Annotated in this window: 15 protein-coding genes and 1 pseudogene; 11 read left to right on the top strand and 5 right to left on the bottom strand. The window is 65.8% G+C overall.

Annotation, left to right across the window (positions count from 1 at the left end; translation table 11 throughout):
* Positions 1 to 8 precede the first annotated feature (8 nt).
* Together G6P99_RS33920 and G6P99_RS33915 are read right to left on the bottom strand one after the other, a co-directional pair.
* Entirely contained in the window at positions 9 to 359 is a 351-nt protein-coding gene (locus tag G6P99_RS33920; RefSeq protein ID WP_035977336.1) for a superinfection immunity protein, read from the bottom strand.
* A 14-nt stretch (positions 360 to 373) separates the two neighbouring features.
* Entirely contained in the window at positions 374 to 652 is a 279-nt protein-coding gene (locus tag G6P99_RS33915) for a hypothetical protein (RefSeq protein ID WP_165125076.1), read from the bottom strand.
* 15 nt (positions 653 to 667) lie between these two features.
* On the opposite strand from G6P99_RS33915, the gene G6P99_RS33910 reads away from it, so the two are divergent.
* Positions 668 to 904, top strand: coding sequence for a hypothetical protein (locus tag G6P99_RS33910; protein WP_165125073.1), 237 nt, complete (start codon positions 668 to 670; stop codon positions 902 to 904).
* A 236-nt stretch (positions 905 to 1140) separates the two neighbouring features.
* Here the strand turns inward: G6P99_RS33910 and G6P99_RS33905 are convergent, their stop codons facing one another.
* The 3 genes from G6P99_RS33905 to G6P99_RS33895 form a co-directional block, all read right to left on the bottom strand.
* The gene (locus G6P99_RS33905) at positions 1141 to 1722 is read right to left on the bottom strand and encodes a hypothetical protein (protein ID WP_029082601.1); all 582 of its coding nucleotides are present in this window, start codon (positions 1720 to 1722) and stop codon (positions 1141 to 1143) included.
* Positions 1723 to 1825: 103 nt separating this feature from the next.
* Entirely contained in the window at positions 1826 to 1975 is a 150-nt protein-coding gene (locus G6P99_RS33900; RefSeq protein ID WP_156928726.1) for a hypothetical protein, read from the bottom strand.
* Entirely contained in the window at positions 1972 to 2253 is a 282-nt protein-coding gene (locus G6P99_RS33895; protein WP_029082600.1) for a hypothetical protein, read from the bottom strand. Before G6P99_RS33895 ends, G6P99_RS33900 begins: the two co-directional genes overlap by 4 nt.
* A gap of 817 nt (positions 2254 to 3070) precedes the next feature.
* Between G6P99_RS33895 and ftsW the strand changes: the two genes are divergently transcribed.
* The 10 genes and pseudogenes from ftsW (at position 3071) to ftsZ (ending at position 14586) form a co-directional block, all read left to right on the top strand.
* The gene (gene ftsW / locus G6P99_RS33890; RefSeq protein ID WP_029078907.1) at positions 3071 to 4222 is read left to right on the top strand and encodes a putative lipid II flippase FtsW; all 1152 of its coding nucleotides are present in this window, start codon (positions 3071 to 3073) and stop codon (positions 4220 to 4222) included.
* Positions 4223 to 4257: 35 nt separating this feature from the next.
* The gene (gene murG / locus G6P99_RS33885) at positions 4258 to 5358 is read left to right on the top strand and encodes an undecaprenyldiphospho-muramoylpentapeptide beta-N-acetylglucosaminyltransferase (protein WP_029078906.1); all 1101 of its coding nucleotides are present in this window, start codon (positions 4258 to 4260) and stop codon (positions 5356 to 5358) included.
* A 37-nt stretch (positions 5359 to 5395) separates the two neighbouring features.
* Positions 5396 to 6235 carry a class I SAM-dependent methyltransferase gene (locus tag G6P99_RS33880; protein ID WP_029078905.1) on the top strand — a complete coding sequence of 280 codons (840 nt, stop codon included), beginning with the start codon at positions 5396 to 5398 and terminating at the stop codon, positions 6233 to 6235.
* 228 nt (positions 6236 to 6463) lie between these two features.
* On the top strand, positions 6464 to 7867 hold the full coding sequence (gene murC, locus G6P99_RS33875) for a UDP-N-acetylmuramate--L-alanine ligase (protein ID WP_165125070.1): 1404 nt from the start codon (positions 6464 to 6466) through the stop codon (positions 7865 to 7867).
* Positions 7868 to 8159: 292 nt separating this feature from the next.
* Entirely contained in the window at positions 8160 to 9077 is a 918-nt protein-coding gene (murB, locus tag G6P99_RS33870) for a UDP-N-acetylmuramate dehydrogenase (RefSeq protein WP_029078903.1), read from the top strand.
* Entirely contained in the window at positions 9077 to 10063 is a 987-nt protein-coding gene (locus G6P99_RS33865; RefSeq protein WP_029078902.1) for a D-alanine--D-alanine ligase family protein, read from the top strand. The genes murB and G6P99_RS33865 overlap by 1 nt, the downstream gene beginning before the upstream one ends.
* A 125-nt stretch (positions 10064 to 10188) precedes the next feature.
* Positions 10189 to 10455 (top strand): annotated as a pseudogene (locus tag G6P99_RS33860) (hypothetical protein); the annotation flags it as partial.
* On the top strand, positions 10395 to 11402 hold the full coding sequence (locus G6P99_RS33855; RefSeq protein ID WP_029078901.1) for a cell division protein FtsQ/DivIB: 1008 nt from the start codon (positions 10395 to 10397) through the stop codon (positions 11400 to 11402). The pseudogene G6P99_RS33860 and the gene G6P99_RS33855, both read left to right, overlap by 61 nt.
* Positions 11399 to 12715 (top strand): cell division protein FtsA, encoded by a 1317-nt coding sequence (ftsA, locus tag G6P99_RS33850; RefSeq protein WP_029078900.1) that lies wholly within the window; start codon positions 11399 to 11401, stop codon positions 12713 to 12715. Before G6P99_RS33855 ends, ftsA begins: the two co-directional genes overlap by 4 nt.
* A gap of 89 nt (positions 12716 to 12804) precedes the next feature.
* Positions 12805 to 14586 (top strand): cell division protein FtsZ, encoded by a 1782-nt coding sequence (ftsZ, locus tag G6P99_RS33845; RefSeq protein ID WP_029078899.1) that lies wholly within the window; start codon positions 12805 to 12807, stop codon positions 14584 to 14586.
* Positions 14587 to 14716 lie beyond the last annotated feature (130 nt).

The raw sequence follows: 14716 nt of genomic DNA, 5'->3' as shown, positions 1-14716 counted from the left end.
TTCCTTTTTCAAAGATAGAGATGGTCGGCGATGTTGCGCTCGATCAGGGCGCGCTCCATCAGGGAGAGCTGGCGCGGCGGCTTCACCGGGGTGCAGCTCCAGATAAGCGAAGCCACCCAGCCGATGAAGGACCAGCCGAGAAACAGGTTGGCGATGAAGATCGCCAGCAGCGCATGATGATCGCGCCGCCAAGCTACATAGCTCGGCAGCAGGTACAGGAAGGCGCTGATCGCGAAGCCGATGATCCAGAAGGCGAAGTGGCCGAACTGCAGGCCGCTCGCCAGCGCGATGGTTTCGGCGGCGATGACCGCGAAGAAAGTGCAGGCGATCAGCGCGGGAATGAATGCTCGCTTTGACATTGGAAGCGTTCCTTTTACTTCTCGGTTTCGTTGCGGGGATGATCCGGGTGCGGCATCAGATGCGCGTGCTCCAGATCGAGAACGAGGTAGTGGCCATTGCTGTGCAGGCCTTCGCACCAGCCGCGCGACTCCATCTCCAGCCGCAGAGTTTCCTCGCTGTCGTGGCCATACCAGCTGCGGCCCGCATTGAAGTTTGCGATCAACAGCATCATGATGGCAGGGCCTTCGTTGTCGCCCATGTAGAGCACGCGCATATCCTTCGGCTGCTGCATCGTGAAGGCCAGCTCGCTCACCTTGCGGGCCTTCGGATGAATCAGCAGATCGCCCTCGCTTTTGATCAAGCCGCGCTTCTCCAGCACCGCGAACTTCTTGTTGTCGAGCTGCCAATGCAGGGCCGCGCCTTCGGCCTTCTACAACTCGGCGAGGCAAGCGGTGATCTCGGCGCGCTCTTCTTCAACGGCCGCGAGGATCACCGCCCAGTCATCGGTGCAGATCGGATCGGTGATGTCATCGAGATTATCGGCGGGCTCCAGCGTGAAGCGTGAGCCGCCCGCGCTGATCTCGCGCTTCGCTGGATCGAAGTAGTCAATCCAGATGCGCAGGCCCAGCTCGGCGCTGGTGAAGTTCGGGCAGCTATCATTGTGCCATGATGAGTCCTCGAAGCCTTGCGGCGCATATCGGCGGCCGGGAAGTCGGAAAACTCGGTCAGATATTTTGTCATGATGATGATCCTTTGAAAGCCATTGCGGGCGGCCCTTGCGAGGCCGCCCTGATCGATGGGTTATTTCGGAGCCGAGGCAGAGAGCGTGCCGTCAGCGGCCTGCTTCAGCTTCATCCCCTTGCGAGTGCAGATCGCCTTGATGTTGATCGAAGGCCATGCAACCGCCTCGGCGATATCGGCGCGCGTTACTGGCTTCTTGCGGAGCAGCATCGCGATCACGATCTCGACCTTCGACTTGCCCTCGGGCTTCGCCTTCTTGGCTGGCTTGGCGGCCTTGGCCTTCTTCGCTGGCTTGGCCTGCTTCTCTGCCTTGGCGGCCTCGGCTGGCTTCGCAGCTTTCGCCGCATCGCGCGCCTTATCATCGGCCTTCGCTGCTTCGCTGCCTGCATCGGCTGGCGTGCGGCCATACAATGCGGGCACGAGGATCGCGCGGCCCTCGGCGGTGATCGCGTACACCAGCGCCTTGCGGCTATTGTTCGCGGTAGCGTTCAGCCTCGCCGCTTCGATCCGCGCAGCAGCGAGCGAGTCATGCTCGGTGGTCTGCGGCTTGTTGTTCTTCAGGATCGTCGCGGTGAATTTCTTGCAAGCCGGGATGAGCGCGAGATCGGCGACATCGGCGGGGTGGATTTTCTTGGTAGTCATTTGCAGTTTTTCCTTTTTCAGAAGGCCGCGCGGAATGCGGGGCGTTCTGACCGCCTAACCCCGCGACCTTTCGGTGGCGGGGGCGGGAGGGAGCGGCTCGCAGCTAATGCGAGGCAGCTCGCTCGGTTTGGCGGTAGGAATGCAAAGCGAGCGACGCTCGCCTGATCTCCAGCTGCCGGATTGCGGCCTGCAGATCGCGAAACTGGTGCGTCATCTCAGCGATGCGGGCGGTGATGATCTCTTGCTCGGTCATCGATCAGCGCCCTCGGTGATGAAGGCGGGCGCGGCTCCGATATCGGAGCATACGAAACAGTAGCCCTGGTCATCGGGCATCCCGCCCATAGCCCAAGCACCGCGCCAGCCGAGTTTCTCGGCGAGGGCCCGCGCTGCCTTGGCATGATTGGCCTCGATGCTCAGCGCGTTGTCGAGATGGAGCGTGATGCTGCCCGCCGCCGCGCTCGCCTTGATCCGCGAGCCTTTGGAATTGGAAGCGCCGAAATATTTGGTGGTGATCGCCTGATAGCTTCTCATGAGTGAAATTTCCTTTTTTCAGAAGTCTCGCTCGGTGCGAGGTTCTGACCCCCTAACCTCGGCGGTCAGGCCGAGGCGGAAAGGCGGGGCTTGGGGCCTTGCCCCAGCCGGGGCAGATCAGCGGCGCGGCCTGCTGCCTTGATGGAAAATGATAAATCCAAAAGGGCCTATTTTAGAAGCACTTAGATAGGCTCTCTTGGGGCCAGATAGGCTCGCCCAAGGCCAAAATAGGGCCGTGTGGTCCTGACGCCCTAGCGGCCGGTGTCCTCTCGCAGAACGCGCAAGCGTTTTTACGAAGGCGGTGACAAACAAGCCCAGTCTCGCCGGGGAGAGCACGAAATAAGCCGTAACCCATCGCGCAGGGAAAGCCGGAGTGTTTCCGGTTACACCTGTGGTCCTACCCCCGAGCTTTCTACCTTTTGCTCGGGGCCCATGGGTGCGATCGGCACCCGGCTTTCCCTGCGCCCTCTGCGTGAGGAGAGGGCGGAACGAAGAGCAAAGCTCGGGCGCATCATGTCGCGAGAATGCGGACGTGTGACCTGCAGACCGCGCCACATATTCACCGTCGTCCCGGCGAAGGCCGGGACCCATAACCACAAAAGGATATTGTCGAGCGTCGCTGGAACGACGAGTTCCATCCACAACACCGGCCGCGGCGTATGGGTCCCGGCCTTCGCCGGAACGACAGCTGTGCGTGGGGTCCGCAGCAGTGAACGGAGCCCCAATCCGCCTCCCTCAAAAGTTACCCAACCCGTTAACCCCTTGGAAACCATCCTGCGCCACGAATGGACGTTATCTCTGCCATCTGGGGACGCCCATGCTCGCCCGTGACCAACGCACCCCGTTCTCGGACTGGTGGTGGACCGTCGACAAGTTGCTGCTTGTGGCGATCGCCGCGTTGATGTTGGCCGGCGTCATCCTGTCGCTGGCGGCAAGCCCGCCGGTCGCGACCCGGATCGGGCTCGATCCGTTCCACTTCTTCAACCGCCACGTCATGTTCCTGGCGCCGTCGCTGATCGTGCTGATCGGGGTGTCGTTCATGACGCCGCGGCAGATCCGGCGCACCGCGCTGATCGTGTTCGCGGTCTCGATCGCGCTGATCGTGCTAACGCTGCTGATCGGGCCCGAGGTCAAGGGTTCGCGGCGCTGGATCACGCTGCTCGGCGTCAACATCCAGGCCTCCGAAGCCGCCAAGCCTTCTTTCGTGATCGTCGCCGCCTGGCTGTTTGCGGAATCGACCAAACGGCCGGAGATGCCGGCGACTTCGATGGCGCTGGTGCTGCTGATGACGCTGGTCACGCTGCTGGTGATGGAGCCCGACTTCGGCCAGACCATGCTGATCCTCACCGTGTGGGGCGCGCTGTTCTTCATCGCGGGCATGCGGATGATCTGGGTGTTCGGGCTCGCCGGCGCCGCCGGTGCCGGCCTGTTCGGCGCCTACCTGCTGGTGCCGCACGTCGCCGGCCGCATCAAGCGCTTCATGAATCCCGCCTCCGGCGACACCTTCCAGGTCGACACCGCGATGGAGGCGTTCTGGAACGGCGGCTGGTTCGGGCTCGGGCCGGGCGAGGGCATCGCCAAGCGCAGCCTGCCCGACAGCCACACCGACTTCGTGTTCGCGGTCGCGGCCGAAGAGTTCGGCATCATTCTCTGCCTGATGCTGGTCGCGCTGTTCGGCTTCATCGTGATCCGCACGCTGACCCGCGCCTATGCCACCGAGGACATGTTCTCGCGCTTCGCGGCGTCGGGACTTGCGATCCTGTTCGGCGTGCAGGCGACGATCAACATGGCGGTCAATCTGCAATTGATCCCGGCCAAGGGCATGACGCTGCCGTTCATCTCCTATGGCGGCTCCTCGTTCGTCTCGCTCGCCTATGGCGTCGGCATGATGCTGGCGCTGACGCGGCAGCGGCCGCGCACCGAGATCGAATCGATGGAAGGCGCCAGCGCTCGGCGCGCCTACGCGTAGGTGACTGTGACTGCGGCGTCGGTTATCTGAAGGCCATGGACAACGCGCCCCTGATTCTGCTGGCGGCCGGCGGCACCGGCGGCCATTTGTTCCCGGCCGAAGCGCTCGCCGTGGAATTGATCAGACGTGGCCTGCGGGTCCGGCTCGCCACCGACGGCCGCGCGCTGCGCTATTCCGGCCTGTTCGGCCGGGAGAGCATCGACCTGGTGCCGAGCGCGACCGTGCGCAGCCGCAACCCGCTCTCGCTGGCGCAGACCGTGCTGATGCTCGGCTACGGCACGCTGGTTGCCGCCAATCTGGTGCGCCGGCTGAAGCCGTCGGCCGTCGTCGGCTTCGGCGGCTATCCGACCTTGCCGCCGCTGATCGCCGCGCGGATGCTCGGCGTCCCCGGCATCATCCACGACGCCAATGCGGTGCTCGGCCGCGCCAACCGTTTCCTCTCCGGCCGCGTCAACGCGATCGCGACCTCGCTGCCCGGCGTGCTCGATCGCGATCCCGCGCTGGCCGGCAAGGCCACCACCGTCGGCACACCGATGCGGCCGGCGATCCTGGCGGCCGCCGCAGTGAAATACACGCCGCCCGAGGTGGACGGGCCGCTGCGCCTGCTGGTCGTCGGCGGCAGCCAGGGCGCGCGGGTGATGAGCGACATCGTGCCGCCGGCGATCGAGCAGCTCGCGCCCGCGCTGTGGAGCCGCCTGATCGTCACCCAGCAGGTGCGCGAAGAGGACATGACCAGGGTGCGCGCGGTTTACGACCGGCTCAGGATCGACGCCGAGCTCGCGCCGTTCTTCGCCGACCTGCCGGCGCGGCTGGCCTCGAGCCAGCTCGTCATTTCGCGCTCGGGCGCCGGCACGGTGGCCGAGCTCGCCGCGATCGGCCGGCCCTCGATCCTGGTGCCGCTGCCGGGCGCGATCGATCAGGACCAGTTCGCCAATGCCGGCGTGCTCTCGCAAGCGAACGGCGCGCTGCGCATCGCGCAGAGCGACTTCACGCCCGAAAGACTCGCCGCCGAGATCACGGCCTTCGCTGCGGAGCCCTCGAGGCTGACCGCGATGGCGGAAGCTGCGCGCGGCGTCGGCCGGCTCGATGCCGCCGAGCGGCTGGCGGACCTGGTTGCCAAGGTGGCCGGGATTTGATGCGCCAATCCGGCAGGACGCCGGGGGAGACTTGAATATGACGGGCCTGTTGATTCACTCCGTCTCGGAATTCTCGGATCTGATCCTTGAGGCGCTGCGTCTGGCGGACGCGCAAAACATCGTCGAGATCGGCGCGGAGTATGGCGGCATGTCGGCGCTGCTCGCCGAGCACTGCCGGGCGCGCGGCGGTCAGCTCACCAGCGTCGATCCGGCGCCGAAGCCCGAATTCCTCGATTGGGTGAACGCCAATCCGGATGTGCATCACGTTGCGAAGACCAGCCTCGATGCCTTCGCGGAACTCGATGCCGCCGACGCCTGGATCGTCGATGGCGACCACAATTGGTACACGGTCTATCACGAGCTCCGGCAGATCGAGGTGATCAGCCGCCGCGCCGGCAAGCCTGTTCTGGTCTTCCTGCACGATGTCGGCTGGCCCTGCGGGCGGCGCGACATGTATTACGCACCCGAGCAAATTCCCGCGGCGTATCGCCATCCGCACAGTTACGACGCGGGCGCCACGCTGGATCGCCCGGTGCTGGTCGAGGGGCGTGGCTCTCGCGGCGCGGGCCTCGCTGCATTCGCAAACGTCGCCGGCGGCGCGCGCAACGGCGTGATGACCGCGATCGATGATTTCCTGGCGGAGGAGCTGGCGCAGGGCAAGGAGTTCGGCTTCGCCGAGATCCCCGCCGTGTTCGGCCTCGGCGTGCTGTTCGACATGAATGCGGCCTGGAGCGCATCGTTGGCCGAACTCGTGCTGCCCTATCACCAGAACAAGCTGCTGCGTGCGCTCGAGACCAACCGGCTACGCAACTATCTTCGCGTCATCGAGATGCAGGATGAACTGGCGGCGCGTGCCGTGCGATTGGGAGCGGCGTAGCCGCCGGGCGGGGATGGAGATGTCCGTGATCCCTCATCGCAACCACTGGCCGGTAGTCGGCGATCGCGACATTTCCGCGGCCGGAGGCCGCAAAAAGCCCTTGTCACGCATGGGAAAAGCGGGGCATCCAGTGGTCAGCGCCGCCGATGCGAGGCGCACAGAGAAGCTCAATCGTCCGCTCCGCAGCGGTGCCCGCATTGGGCGGATGATGATGTCAGGAACCGGATCATGAGACTGCCGCGCGAGATCGGACCCATTCACTTCGTCGGGATCGGCGGCATCGGTATGAGCGGCATCGCCGAGGTGCTGATCAATCTCGGCTACACCGTGCAGGGCTCGGACGCGTCGGACAATTACAATCTCGACCGGCTGCGCAAGAAGGGCGCAAAAGTCTCGGTTGGCCACACCGCCGAGAATGTCGACGGTGCCGATGTCGTCGTGGTCTCGACCGCGATCAAGCGCGACAATCCCGAGCTGATGGCGGCGCGCGCGCAGCGCATTCCCGTGGTGCGGCGCGCCGAGATGCTGGCGGAGTTGATGCGGCTGAAGAGCTGCGTCGCGATCGCCGGCACCCATGGCAAGACCACCACGACCACGATGGTGGCGACCTTGCTCGATGCTGGCGGCCTCGATCCGACCGTGATCAATGGCGGCATCATCAATGCCTACGGCTCCAACGCGCGTCTTGGCGCCGGCGACTGGATGGTGGTCGAGGCCGACGAGAGCGACGGCACCTTTCTGAAGCTGCCGTCGGATGTTGTCATCGTCACCAATATCGATCCCGAGCATCTCGATCACTTCAAGACCTTCGAGGCGATCCAGGACGCGTTCCGCAATTTCGTCGAGAACGTTCCGTTCTACGGCTTTGCCGTGATGTGCACCGATCACCCCGTGGTGCAAAACCTGGTCGGCAAGATCGAGGACCGCCGCATCATCACCTACGGACAAAATCCGCAGGCCGATGCGCAGCTGATGGATCTGACGCCGATGGGAGGCGGCTCCAAGTTCACGGTCGCGATCCGCGATCGCAAGACCGGCGCGACGCACGAGATCGCGGATATCATGCTGCCGATGCCGGGACGCCACAATGCATCGAACGCGACGGCGGCGATCGCGGTCGCGCACCAACTTGGCGTGTCCGACGACGTGATCCGCCAGGCCATGGCCGGTTTCGGCGGCGTCAAGCGGCGCTTCACCAAGATCGGCGAGTCGAACGGCGTCACGGTGATCGACGATTACGGTCATCATCCGGTCGAGATCGCCGCGGTGCTGAAGGCGGCGCGGGAATCCACCAACGGCAAGATCGTCGCCGTGGTGCAGCCGCATCGCTACACCCGCCTGCAGTCGCTGTTCGAGGAGTTCTGCACCTGCTTCAACGACGCCGATGCGGTCGTCGTCGCGGAGGTCTATCCGGCCGGCGAGACGCCGATCGCCGGCATCGACCGCGATCATTTCGCCGCCGGCCTGCGCGCCCACGGCCATCGCAACGTGGTGCCGCTGCCGGACGCAGGCGAGCTCGCGAAGATCGTGCACGGTTTGGCAAAATCCGGCGACCTCGTCGTCTGCCTCGGCGCCGGCAACATCACGCAATGGGCCTACGCGCTGCCCGGCGAATTGAAGGCGCTGGGGTGATGAGGTTCGCTCTTGCCGCTGCCGAGCAGGTGCGCAGTCACGAAGGCCGGCGTATGCCGCCACCCAGCTCCCTAACCCTCCCCCGCAAGGGGGGAGGGAACCCATCCGCCCGTGCCTCCCTGACTCGTGCAAAGAGTCAGAGCGCCGTTGTGACACCACGTAAGGTGAGCACGCTCGTCAGGCTCCCTCCCCCCTTGCGGGGGAGGGTCGGGGAGAGGGGTAAGCCCCGGGCGCCGGCGCGAAACGCAAAGCGACGCTTTCTCAAATCCGTTCGTACATCGATCAGCGCGTCATGACCTTCCCCGACATCACGCCCGATCTCAAAGCCGCGATGCCGGAGCTGCGCGGGCGGCTGCTGGCGAACCAATCGCTTGCGGAGCTGACCTGGTTTCGCGTCGGCGGTCCGGCGCAGGTGCTGTTCACGCCGGCGGATGAGGATGATCTCGCTTATTTCCTGACGCGCTTGCCGCAGGAGCGGCCGGTCTATGTGGTCGGCGTCGGCTCCAATCTGATCGTGCGCGACGGCGGCATGCCGGGCGTCGTGATCCGGTTGGCGCCGCGCGCGTTCGGCGAGACCAGCGCGGCCGGCGATGTCGTCACTGCGGGAGCCGCGGCGCTCGACAAGCGCGTCGCCGAAACGGCGGCAGCCGCGAATATCGGCGGCATGGAATTCTTCTTCGGCATTCCCGGCACGGTCGGCGGCGCGCTGCGCATGAATGCCGGCGCCAATGGCGGCGAGACCAAGGACGTGCTGGTGGAAGCGACCGGCATCGGCCGCGACGGCACGAAGCATACGTTCGGCAATGCCGACATGAAGTTCGTCTATCGCAACAGCGGCGTCGATCCGTCCGTCATCTTCACCTCGGCGCGCTTCCGCGGCAGGATCACCGCATCAGATGCGATCCGCGCCCGCATGAACGAGGTGCAGACCCATCGCGAGACCGCGCAGCCGATCCGCGAGAAGACCGGCGGCTCGACCTTCAAGAATCCGCCCGGCAACAGCGCCTGGAAGCTGATCGACGCCGCCGGCTGCCGCGGTCTCAAGGTCGGCGGCGCGCAGGTGTCGGAGATGCACTGCAATTTCCTGATCAACACCGGCAACGCCACCGGGCACGACATCGAGACGCTCGGCGAAACGGTGCGTGAACGGGTCAAGCAAACAAGCGGGATTGAGCTGCACTGGGAAATCAAGCGGATCGGGAACGGCTGATGCAGGTGACCATTCTGTTCGGCGGCACCAACAAAGAGCGGCTGGTCTCGGTGGCGAGCGCGCAGGCGCTGCATCGCGCGCTGCCCGACGCGGAGCTCTGGTTCTGGGACGTCGACGACACCGTGCATGCGGTGACGTCGGAGAAGCTGCTCGGTCACACGCGGCCCTTCGAGGTTGATTTCAAGCCCGACGGTCGCGGCATCGCGCTTGAGGAGGCGCTCGACAAGGCTGGCGCCGAGCAGCGTGTGCTGGTGCTCGGCCTGCACGGCGGCCGCGCCGAGAATGGTGAATTGCAGGCGATGTGCGAGATGCGCGGCGTCGCGTTCACCGGCTCAGGCTCGGCGTCGTCGCATCTGGCGTTCGACAAGCCGTCGGCCAAACGCTTCGCGGCGATCGCAGGTCTCAACGCGCCGCTGGGCATCGCCGTCGAACGGATCGATGCGGCCTTCGCCCAACACGGCAGGCTGATCGCAAAGCCCGCCAAGGACGGATCGAGCTACGGCCTGATCTTCGTCAACGCACAGCAGGACCTTGTCGCCGTTCGCAATGCGGCCAGGCATGAAGACTATCTGATCGAGCCGTACGTCGCGGGCGTGGAAGCGACCTGCGGCGTGCTCGAGCAATCCGACGGCACGGTGTTCGCGCTGCCGCCGATCGAGATCGTACCGGCGGAGGGCAGCTTCGACTACACGGCGAAATACCTCCTGAAGTCGACCCAGGAGATCTGCCCCGGCCGCTTCGCGCCGGACGTCAGCGCCGCGATTATGGATCACGCGCTGAAGGCGCATCGCGCGCTTTCCTGCACCGGCTACTCGCGCAGTGATTTCATCGTCTCAGTGAACGGGCCGGTCTACCTCGAGACCAACACGCTGCCCGGGCTGACTGCGGCATCACTGTACCCTAAGGCCTTGAACGCGCAGGGCATCGCCTTTGCAGACTTCCTGATCGACCAGATCGAGATCGCGCGCCGCCGCGTCCGGAGTTAAGGCCGACCGGGCGGGAACCCGTGAGACTCGGCCGGATGGAACCCGGCCGCTGTTGCTAAAATGCTAACGGGTTCGCGGCAAAGTCCTCAAAGCGTTGATCAAAACACACTCCAGGCTGAACTCGTTTACCGTTTGTTTACCAGGAAGCCCGAAGGTTAACGCTGGCGGCGCATGTAGCGCTTGGCTGCCGGGGCGTGAGCTGTCGCGGATTACCGCTTCGAGGATCGCAACCAGGGAACAGGGGGCCACTCTAATCCCACCGGTCTAGCCGAGACGTGACCTGTGCCGGGACCCGCAGGGTTTGGCGGGCACAACATGACGAGCTCGTGCAATGGATGGTGCAGGACGCCTCACTCGATCGCTGCGATCGCTGGGGCCCCAAGCTGACCTGAAAGCAGCCGCTATTGGAGCGGCGGTGCTGTTGCGCGAGTATGTCGGCGCCCATCTCGCACGCCGCCGGCGTCCCGCCGCCAGGCGGTCGCAGGTGATCGATCGCGAGCCGCCGAACCGCTTCATCCTGACGGTCGAACGCTATCTGCCGCGCCGCATCGGCCTGGTCGCGACGCTCGCGATTCTGTTCGGCAGCGCAGGCTTCGGCATCGTCCGCGGCGGCCATGTCGAGGAATTCACCACGGCGCTCAGCGACACCCGCAACGCGCTCGCCAACGCAGCAGGCTTCCGCATCACCACCGTCGGCATCAACGGCCGCAAGCAGCTGAGCCAGGACGAGGTGCTTGCGATCGGCGGCGTCAACGGCCGCTCCTCGCTGCTGTTCCTCGACGCCGACACCGTGCGCGCCAAGCTGAAGGCCAATCCCTGGATCGCGGACGCCACGATCCTGAAACTCTATCCGGGCCGGCTGCAGATCGACATCGTCGAGCGCACCGCCTTCGCGCTGTGGCAGCAGAACGGCCGCCTGTCGGTGATCGCCTCCGACGGCGCGGTGCTCGAGCCCTACGTCTCGCGCCGCTTCCTCAACCTGCCGCTGGTGGTCGGCAAGGGCGCCGATACGCGTGCCCAGGACTTCCTGGCGCTGCTCGACCGCTACCCGCAGGTGCGCTCGGTGACCAAGGCCGCGATCTTCGTCGGCGAGCGGCGCTGGAACCTGCGCCTCAAGGACGGCCTCGACATCCGCCTGCCGGAAAACGACGTCGGCAATGCGCTGGCTGCGCTCTCCAGGCTCGACAAGGACGAGAAGCTGTTCTCGCGCGACATCGTCGCCGTCGACATGCGCCTGCCGGACCGCCTGATCGTGCAATTGTCCGAGGACGCCGGCAAGGCGCGCGACGAGCTGTTCAAGGACAAGAAGTCCAAGAAGAAGGCCGGTGATTCCGCATGACCGGCCTCGATCGCAACCTGACCCCGAAGACCCGCCCGATGCAGAAGCGCACCGCGATGGTGGCGTCTCTCGACGTCGGCTCCAGCAAGATCGCCTGCATGATCGCGCGGCTGAAGCCGTCGCCGCCGAACGAGGCGCTGCGCGGCCGCACCCATGCGGTCGAATTGATCGGCTACAGCCAGATCCAGTCGCGCGGCGTCAAGGCCGGCTCCGTGGTCGATCTCGCCGAATGCGAGAAGGCGGTGCGTCATGCCGTGGCGCTGGCCGAACGCATGGCCAAGGTCCGCGTCGAATCCGTGCTGCTGTCGGTCTCCGGCGGCAGGCTGCATGGCCAGCTGGTTGAGGCCGCGGCCGATATCCGCGGCGGCTCGGTCACCGCGGACGATATCAGCCGCGTCACCTCCGCCGGCATGCGCCACGCCGCCGGCGCCGGCCGCACCGTGCTGCATGCGTTGCCGGTCGGCTACGCGCTCGACGGCGTCAAGGGCATCCGCGATCCCAGAGGCATGGTGGCGCGCCAGTTCGGCGTCGACATGAATGTCGTGACGTCGGATGCGACGGTCGCCAAGAATCTGATGCTGGTGGTCGAGCGCTGCCATCTCAACGTCGAAGCCATGGCGTCGAGCCCCTATGTCGCGGGCCTGTCGGTGCTGACCGATGACGAGGCCGACCTCGGCGCTGCCGTCGTCGAGATGGGCGCGGGATCGACGACGATCGCGACCTACTCGGGCGGACGCCTCGTGCACGCATCGGGTTTTGCGCTCGGCGGGCAACATATCACGATGGATCTTGCGCGCGGCATCGGCGCGTGCATTGCGGATGCCGAGCGAATCAAGACTTTATACGGCACGGTGCTGACCGGCGGTTCGGACTCGCGCGAGCTGATGTCCGTCCCCACTGCAGGCGATGATCGGGAGACTCCGCAAATCGTGTCCCGCGCCACGATCGCGAACATTGTCCGGCATCGCGCCGAGGAGATCTTCGAAATGGTCCGTGACCGGCTCGCGGATTCCCCCTTTGCCGCCGAGCCGAGGGCGCGCGTCGTGCTGAGCGGCGGCGCATCCCAGCTCACCGGCACCATCGAGCTTGCCACCCGCATCCTGAACCGCCAGGTCCGCATCGGCCGCCCGCTCGGCTTCGGCCGGCTGCCGAACGAAGCGAAGGGCGCCTCGTTCTCGGTGCCGACGGGCCTCCTGGTCTATCCGCAATACGCTCATCTTGAACATGTCGAACCGCGGCGCACGCGGCAGCTCAGGACAGGGACAGACGGCTACTTCGGAAAGGTCGGACGATGGCTTCGCGAGGGCTTCTGATGACCGCATCCCGGCTCACCCCATTTTCACCAACTCCCGCGCCCCGTGGCCGGGGCGAACCCACGCGCGCGTAATCGAGAGAGGCAACCATGGCACTCAATCTGACACCCCCTGACATCAGCGAGCTGAAACCGCGGATCACTGTCTTCGGCGTCGGTGGCGCGGGTGGCAATGCCGTCAACAACATGATCACCGCCGGGTTGCAGGGCGTCGACTTCGTCGTCGCCAACACCGACGCACAGGCGCTGACCATGTCGAAGGCGCAGCGCATCGTCCAGATGGGCACCCAGGTCACTCAGGGCCTCGGCGCCGGTTCGCAGCCCGATGTCGGTGCCGCGGCCGCGCAGGAGGTCATGGACGAGCTGCGCGATCACCTCACCGGCGCCAACATGGTGTTCGTCACCGCCGGCATGGGCGGCGGCACCGGCACCGGTGCTGCGCCCGTGATCGCCAAGGCGGCCCGCGAAATGGGGATCCTCACGGTCGGCGTGGTCACGAAGCCGTTCCACTTCGAGGGCCAGCGCCGCATGCGCACCGCCGAGCACGGTATTTCCGAGCTGCACAAGGTGGTCGACACGCTGCTGATCATCCCGAACCAGAACCTGTTCCGGGTCGCCAACGAGAAGACCACCTTCGCCGACGCCTTCGCGATGGCCGACCAGGTGCTGTACTCGGGCGTCGCCTGCATCACCGACCTGATGGTCAAGGAAGGCCTGATCAACCTCGACTTCGCCGACGTCCGCGCCGTGATGCGGGAAATGGGCAAGGCGATGATGGGCACCGGCGAAGCCACCGGCGAGAAGCGCGCGCTGACCGCAGCCGAAGCTGCGATCGCCAACCCGCTGATCGACGATAGCTCGATGAAGGGCGCCCGCGGCCTCCTGATCTCGATCACCGGCGGCAAGGATCTGACCCTGTTCGAGGTCGACGAAGCCGCGACCCGCATCCGCGAGGAAGTCGATGCCGACGCCAACATCATCGTCGGCGCCACCTTCGACGAATCGCTCGACGGCGTCATTCGCGTTTCGGTGGTCGCAACCGGCATCGAGCAGGCGGCGATCGCCTCCCGTGCCGCGGCGCCCGCGCAGCAGTCGGGCGGCTCGCCGGAGAGCCGGCTGGCCGATCTGACTGCCCGCCTGCGGGCCGACAACCAGCGCATGGCCGAGCGTTCCCAGAAGCTGGAGCCGCCGACCGGCGTGACGGTCGCGCCGATTGCGGCTCCTGCCGCCGCCCAGCAGCGTCCGGCCGTCGAGCGCGCAGCGCTCGCGGCGATCGCGGCCGCGGTGGCCCCTGACAGCGCATCGGCTCAGGCGCCGATGCAGCCGGGGTCCTATGGTGACGTCACCGTGCGGCCGATCGCCCAGAAGCCGACCTTGTTCCCCGACCACGAGGCAGCCAAGGCCGAGCAGCACGAGCCGATGCCGCCCGAGACCTTCATCCCGCAGGCTGCCGAGCGTTCGCCGGTCCGCGCCCCGCGGATGCCGAAGTTCGAGGATCTGCCGATGCCGGCACAGGCGGAGATCCGCCAGGCCCATGACGGTGAGGCGGAGCACCCGCAGAAGACCCGGCTGTCGCTGCTGCAGCGGCTGGCCAATGTCGGCCTCGGCCGCCGCGACGAGGAGACCGAGCCGCCGATCGCGGCCCGCGCCTCCAATCCAGCGATGCCCGCGATGCCGCCGCTGCCCGACCGCAAGCAGGCCCGCAGCGTCGCGCAGCAGATATCGGCGAACGAATCGCCGGTATCGGAATATGCGAAACGTCCGGCGCCGCAGGGATTGGACGCTCATGGCCGCCCGGCACCTGTTGCGCCAACGCCACAGGGTGACGACCATCTTGATATCCCGGCCTTCCTGCGCCGGCAGGCAAACTGAAGTTTGTTACAACCTTGGCGACAAAGAAGGCCTCGGCGGGGAACCGCCGGGGCCTTCTCCTTTGTGCGGGCAGGCGATTGTGATTGCCAAACAAGCAACTGATTTTAAATCATTAATTATTCTTTCGGTG

Origin of the sequence: Bradyrhizobium sp. 6(2017) (assembly GCF_011058295.2) — a bacterium.
Taxonomy (GTDB): domain Bacteria; phylum Pseudomonadota; class Alphaproteobacteria; order Rhizobiales; family Xanthobacteraceae; genus Bradyrhizobium; species Bradyrhizobium septentrionale.
The sequence above is the reverse complement of the archived record's forward strand: the minus strand, read 5'-3'. Positions and strand labels throughout refer to the sequence as shown.

Coding starts and splice junctions, on each gene's coding strand:
- G6P99_RS33920 (WP_035977336.1), bottom strand. CDS start 359: ATGTCAAAGCGAGCATTCATTCCCGCGCTGATCGCCTGCACTTTCTTC.
- G6P99_RS33910 (WP_165125073.1), top strand. CDS start 668: ATGAATCAGCAGATCGCCCTCGCTTTTGATCAAGCCGCGCTTCTCCAG.
- G6P99_RS33905 (WP_029082601.1), bottom strand. CDS start 1,722: ATGACTACCAAGAAAATCCACCCCGCCGATGTCGCCGATCTCGCGCTC.
- G6P99_RS33900 (WP_156928726.1), bottom strand. CDS start 1,975: ATGACCGAGCAAGAGATCATCACCGCCCGCATCGCTGAGATGACGCAC.
- G6P99_RS33895 (WP_029082600.1), bottom strand. CDS start 2,253: ATGAGAAGCTATCAGGCGATCACCACCAAATATTTCGGCGCTTCCAAT.
- ftsW (WP_029078907.1), top strand. CDS start 3,071: ATGCTCGCCCGTGACCAACGCACCCCGTTCTCGGACTGGTGGTGGACC.
- murG (WP_029078906.1), top strand. CDS start 4,258: ATGGACAACGCGCCCCTGATTCTGCTGGCGGCCGGCGGCACCGGCGGC.
- G6P99_RS33880 (WP_029078905.1), top strand. CDS start 5,396: ATGACGGGCCTGTTGATTCACTCCGTCTCGGAATTCTCGGATCTGATC.
- murC (WP_165125070.1), top strand. CDS start 6,464: ATGAGACTGCCGCGCGAGATCGGACCCATTCACTTCGTCGGGATCGGC.
- murB (WP_029078903.1), top strand. CDS start 8,160: ATGACCTTCCCCGACATCACGCCCGATCTCAAAGCCGCGATGCCGGAG.
- G6P99_RS33865 (WP_029078902.1), top strand. CDS start 9,077: ATGCAGGTGACCATTCTGTTCGGCGGCACCAACAAAGAGCGGCTGGTC.
- G6P99_RS33855 (WP_029078901.1), top strand. CDS start 10,395: ATGGATGGTGCAGGACGCCTCACTCGATCGCTGCGATCGCTGGGGCCC.
- ftsA (WP_029078900.1), top strand. CDS start 11,399: ATGACCGGCCTCGATCGCAACCTGACCCCGAAGACCCGCCCGATGCAG.
- ftsZ (WP_029078899.1), top strand. CDS start 12,805: ATGGCACTCAATCTGACACCCCCTGACATCAGCGAGCTGAAACCGCGG.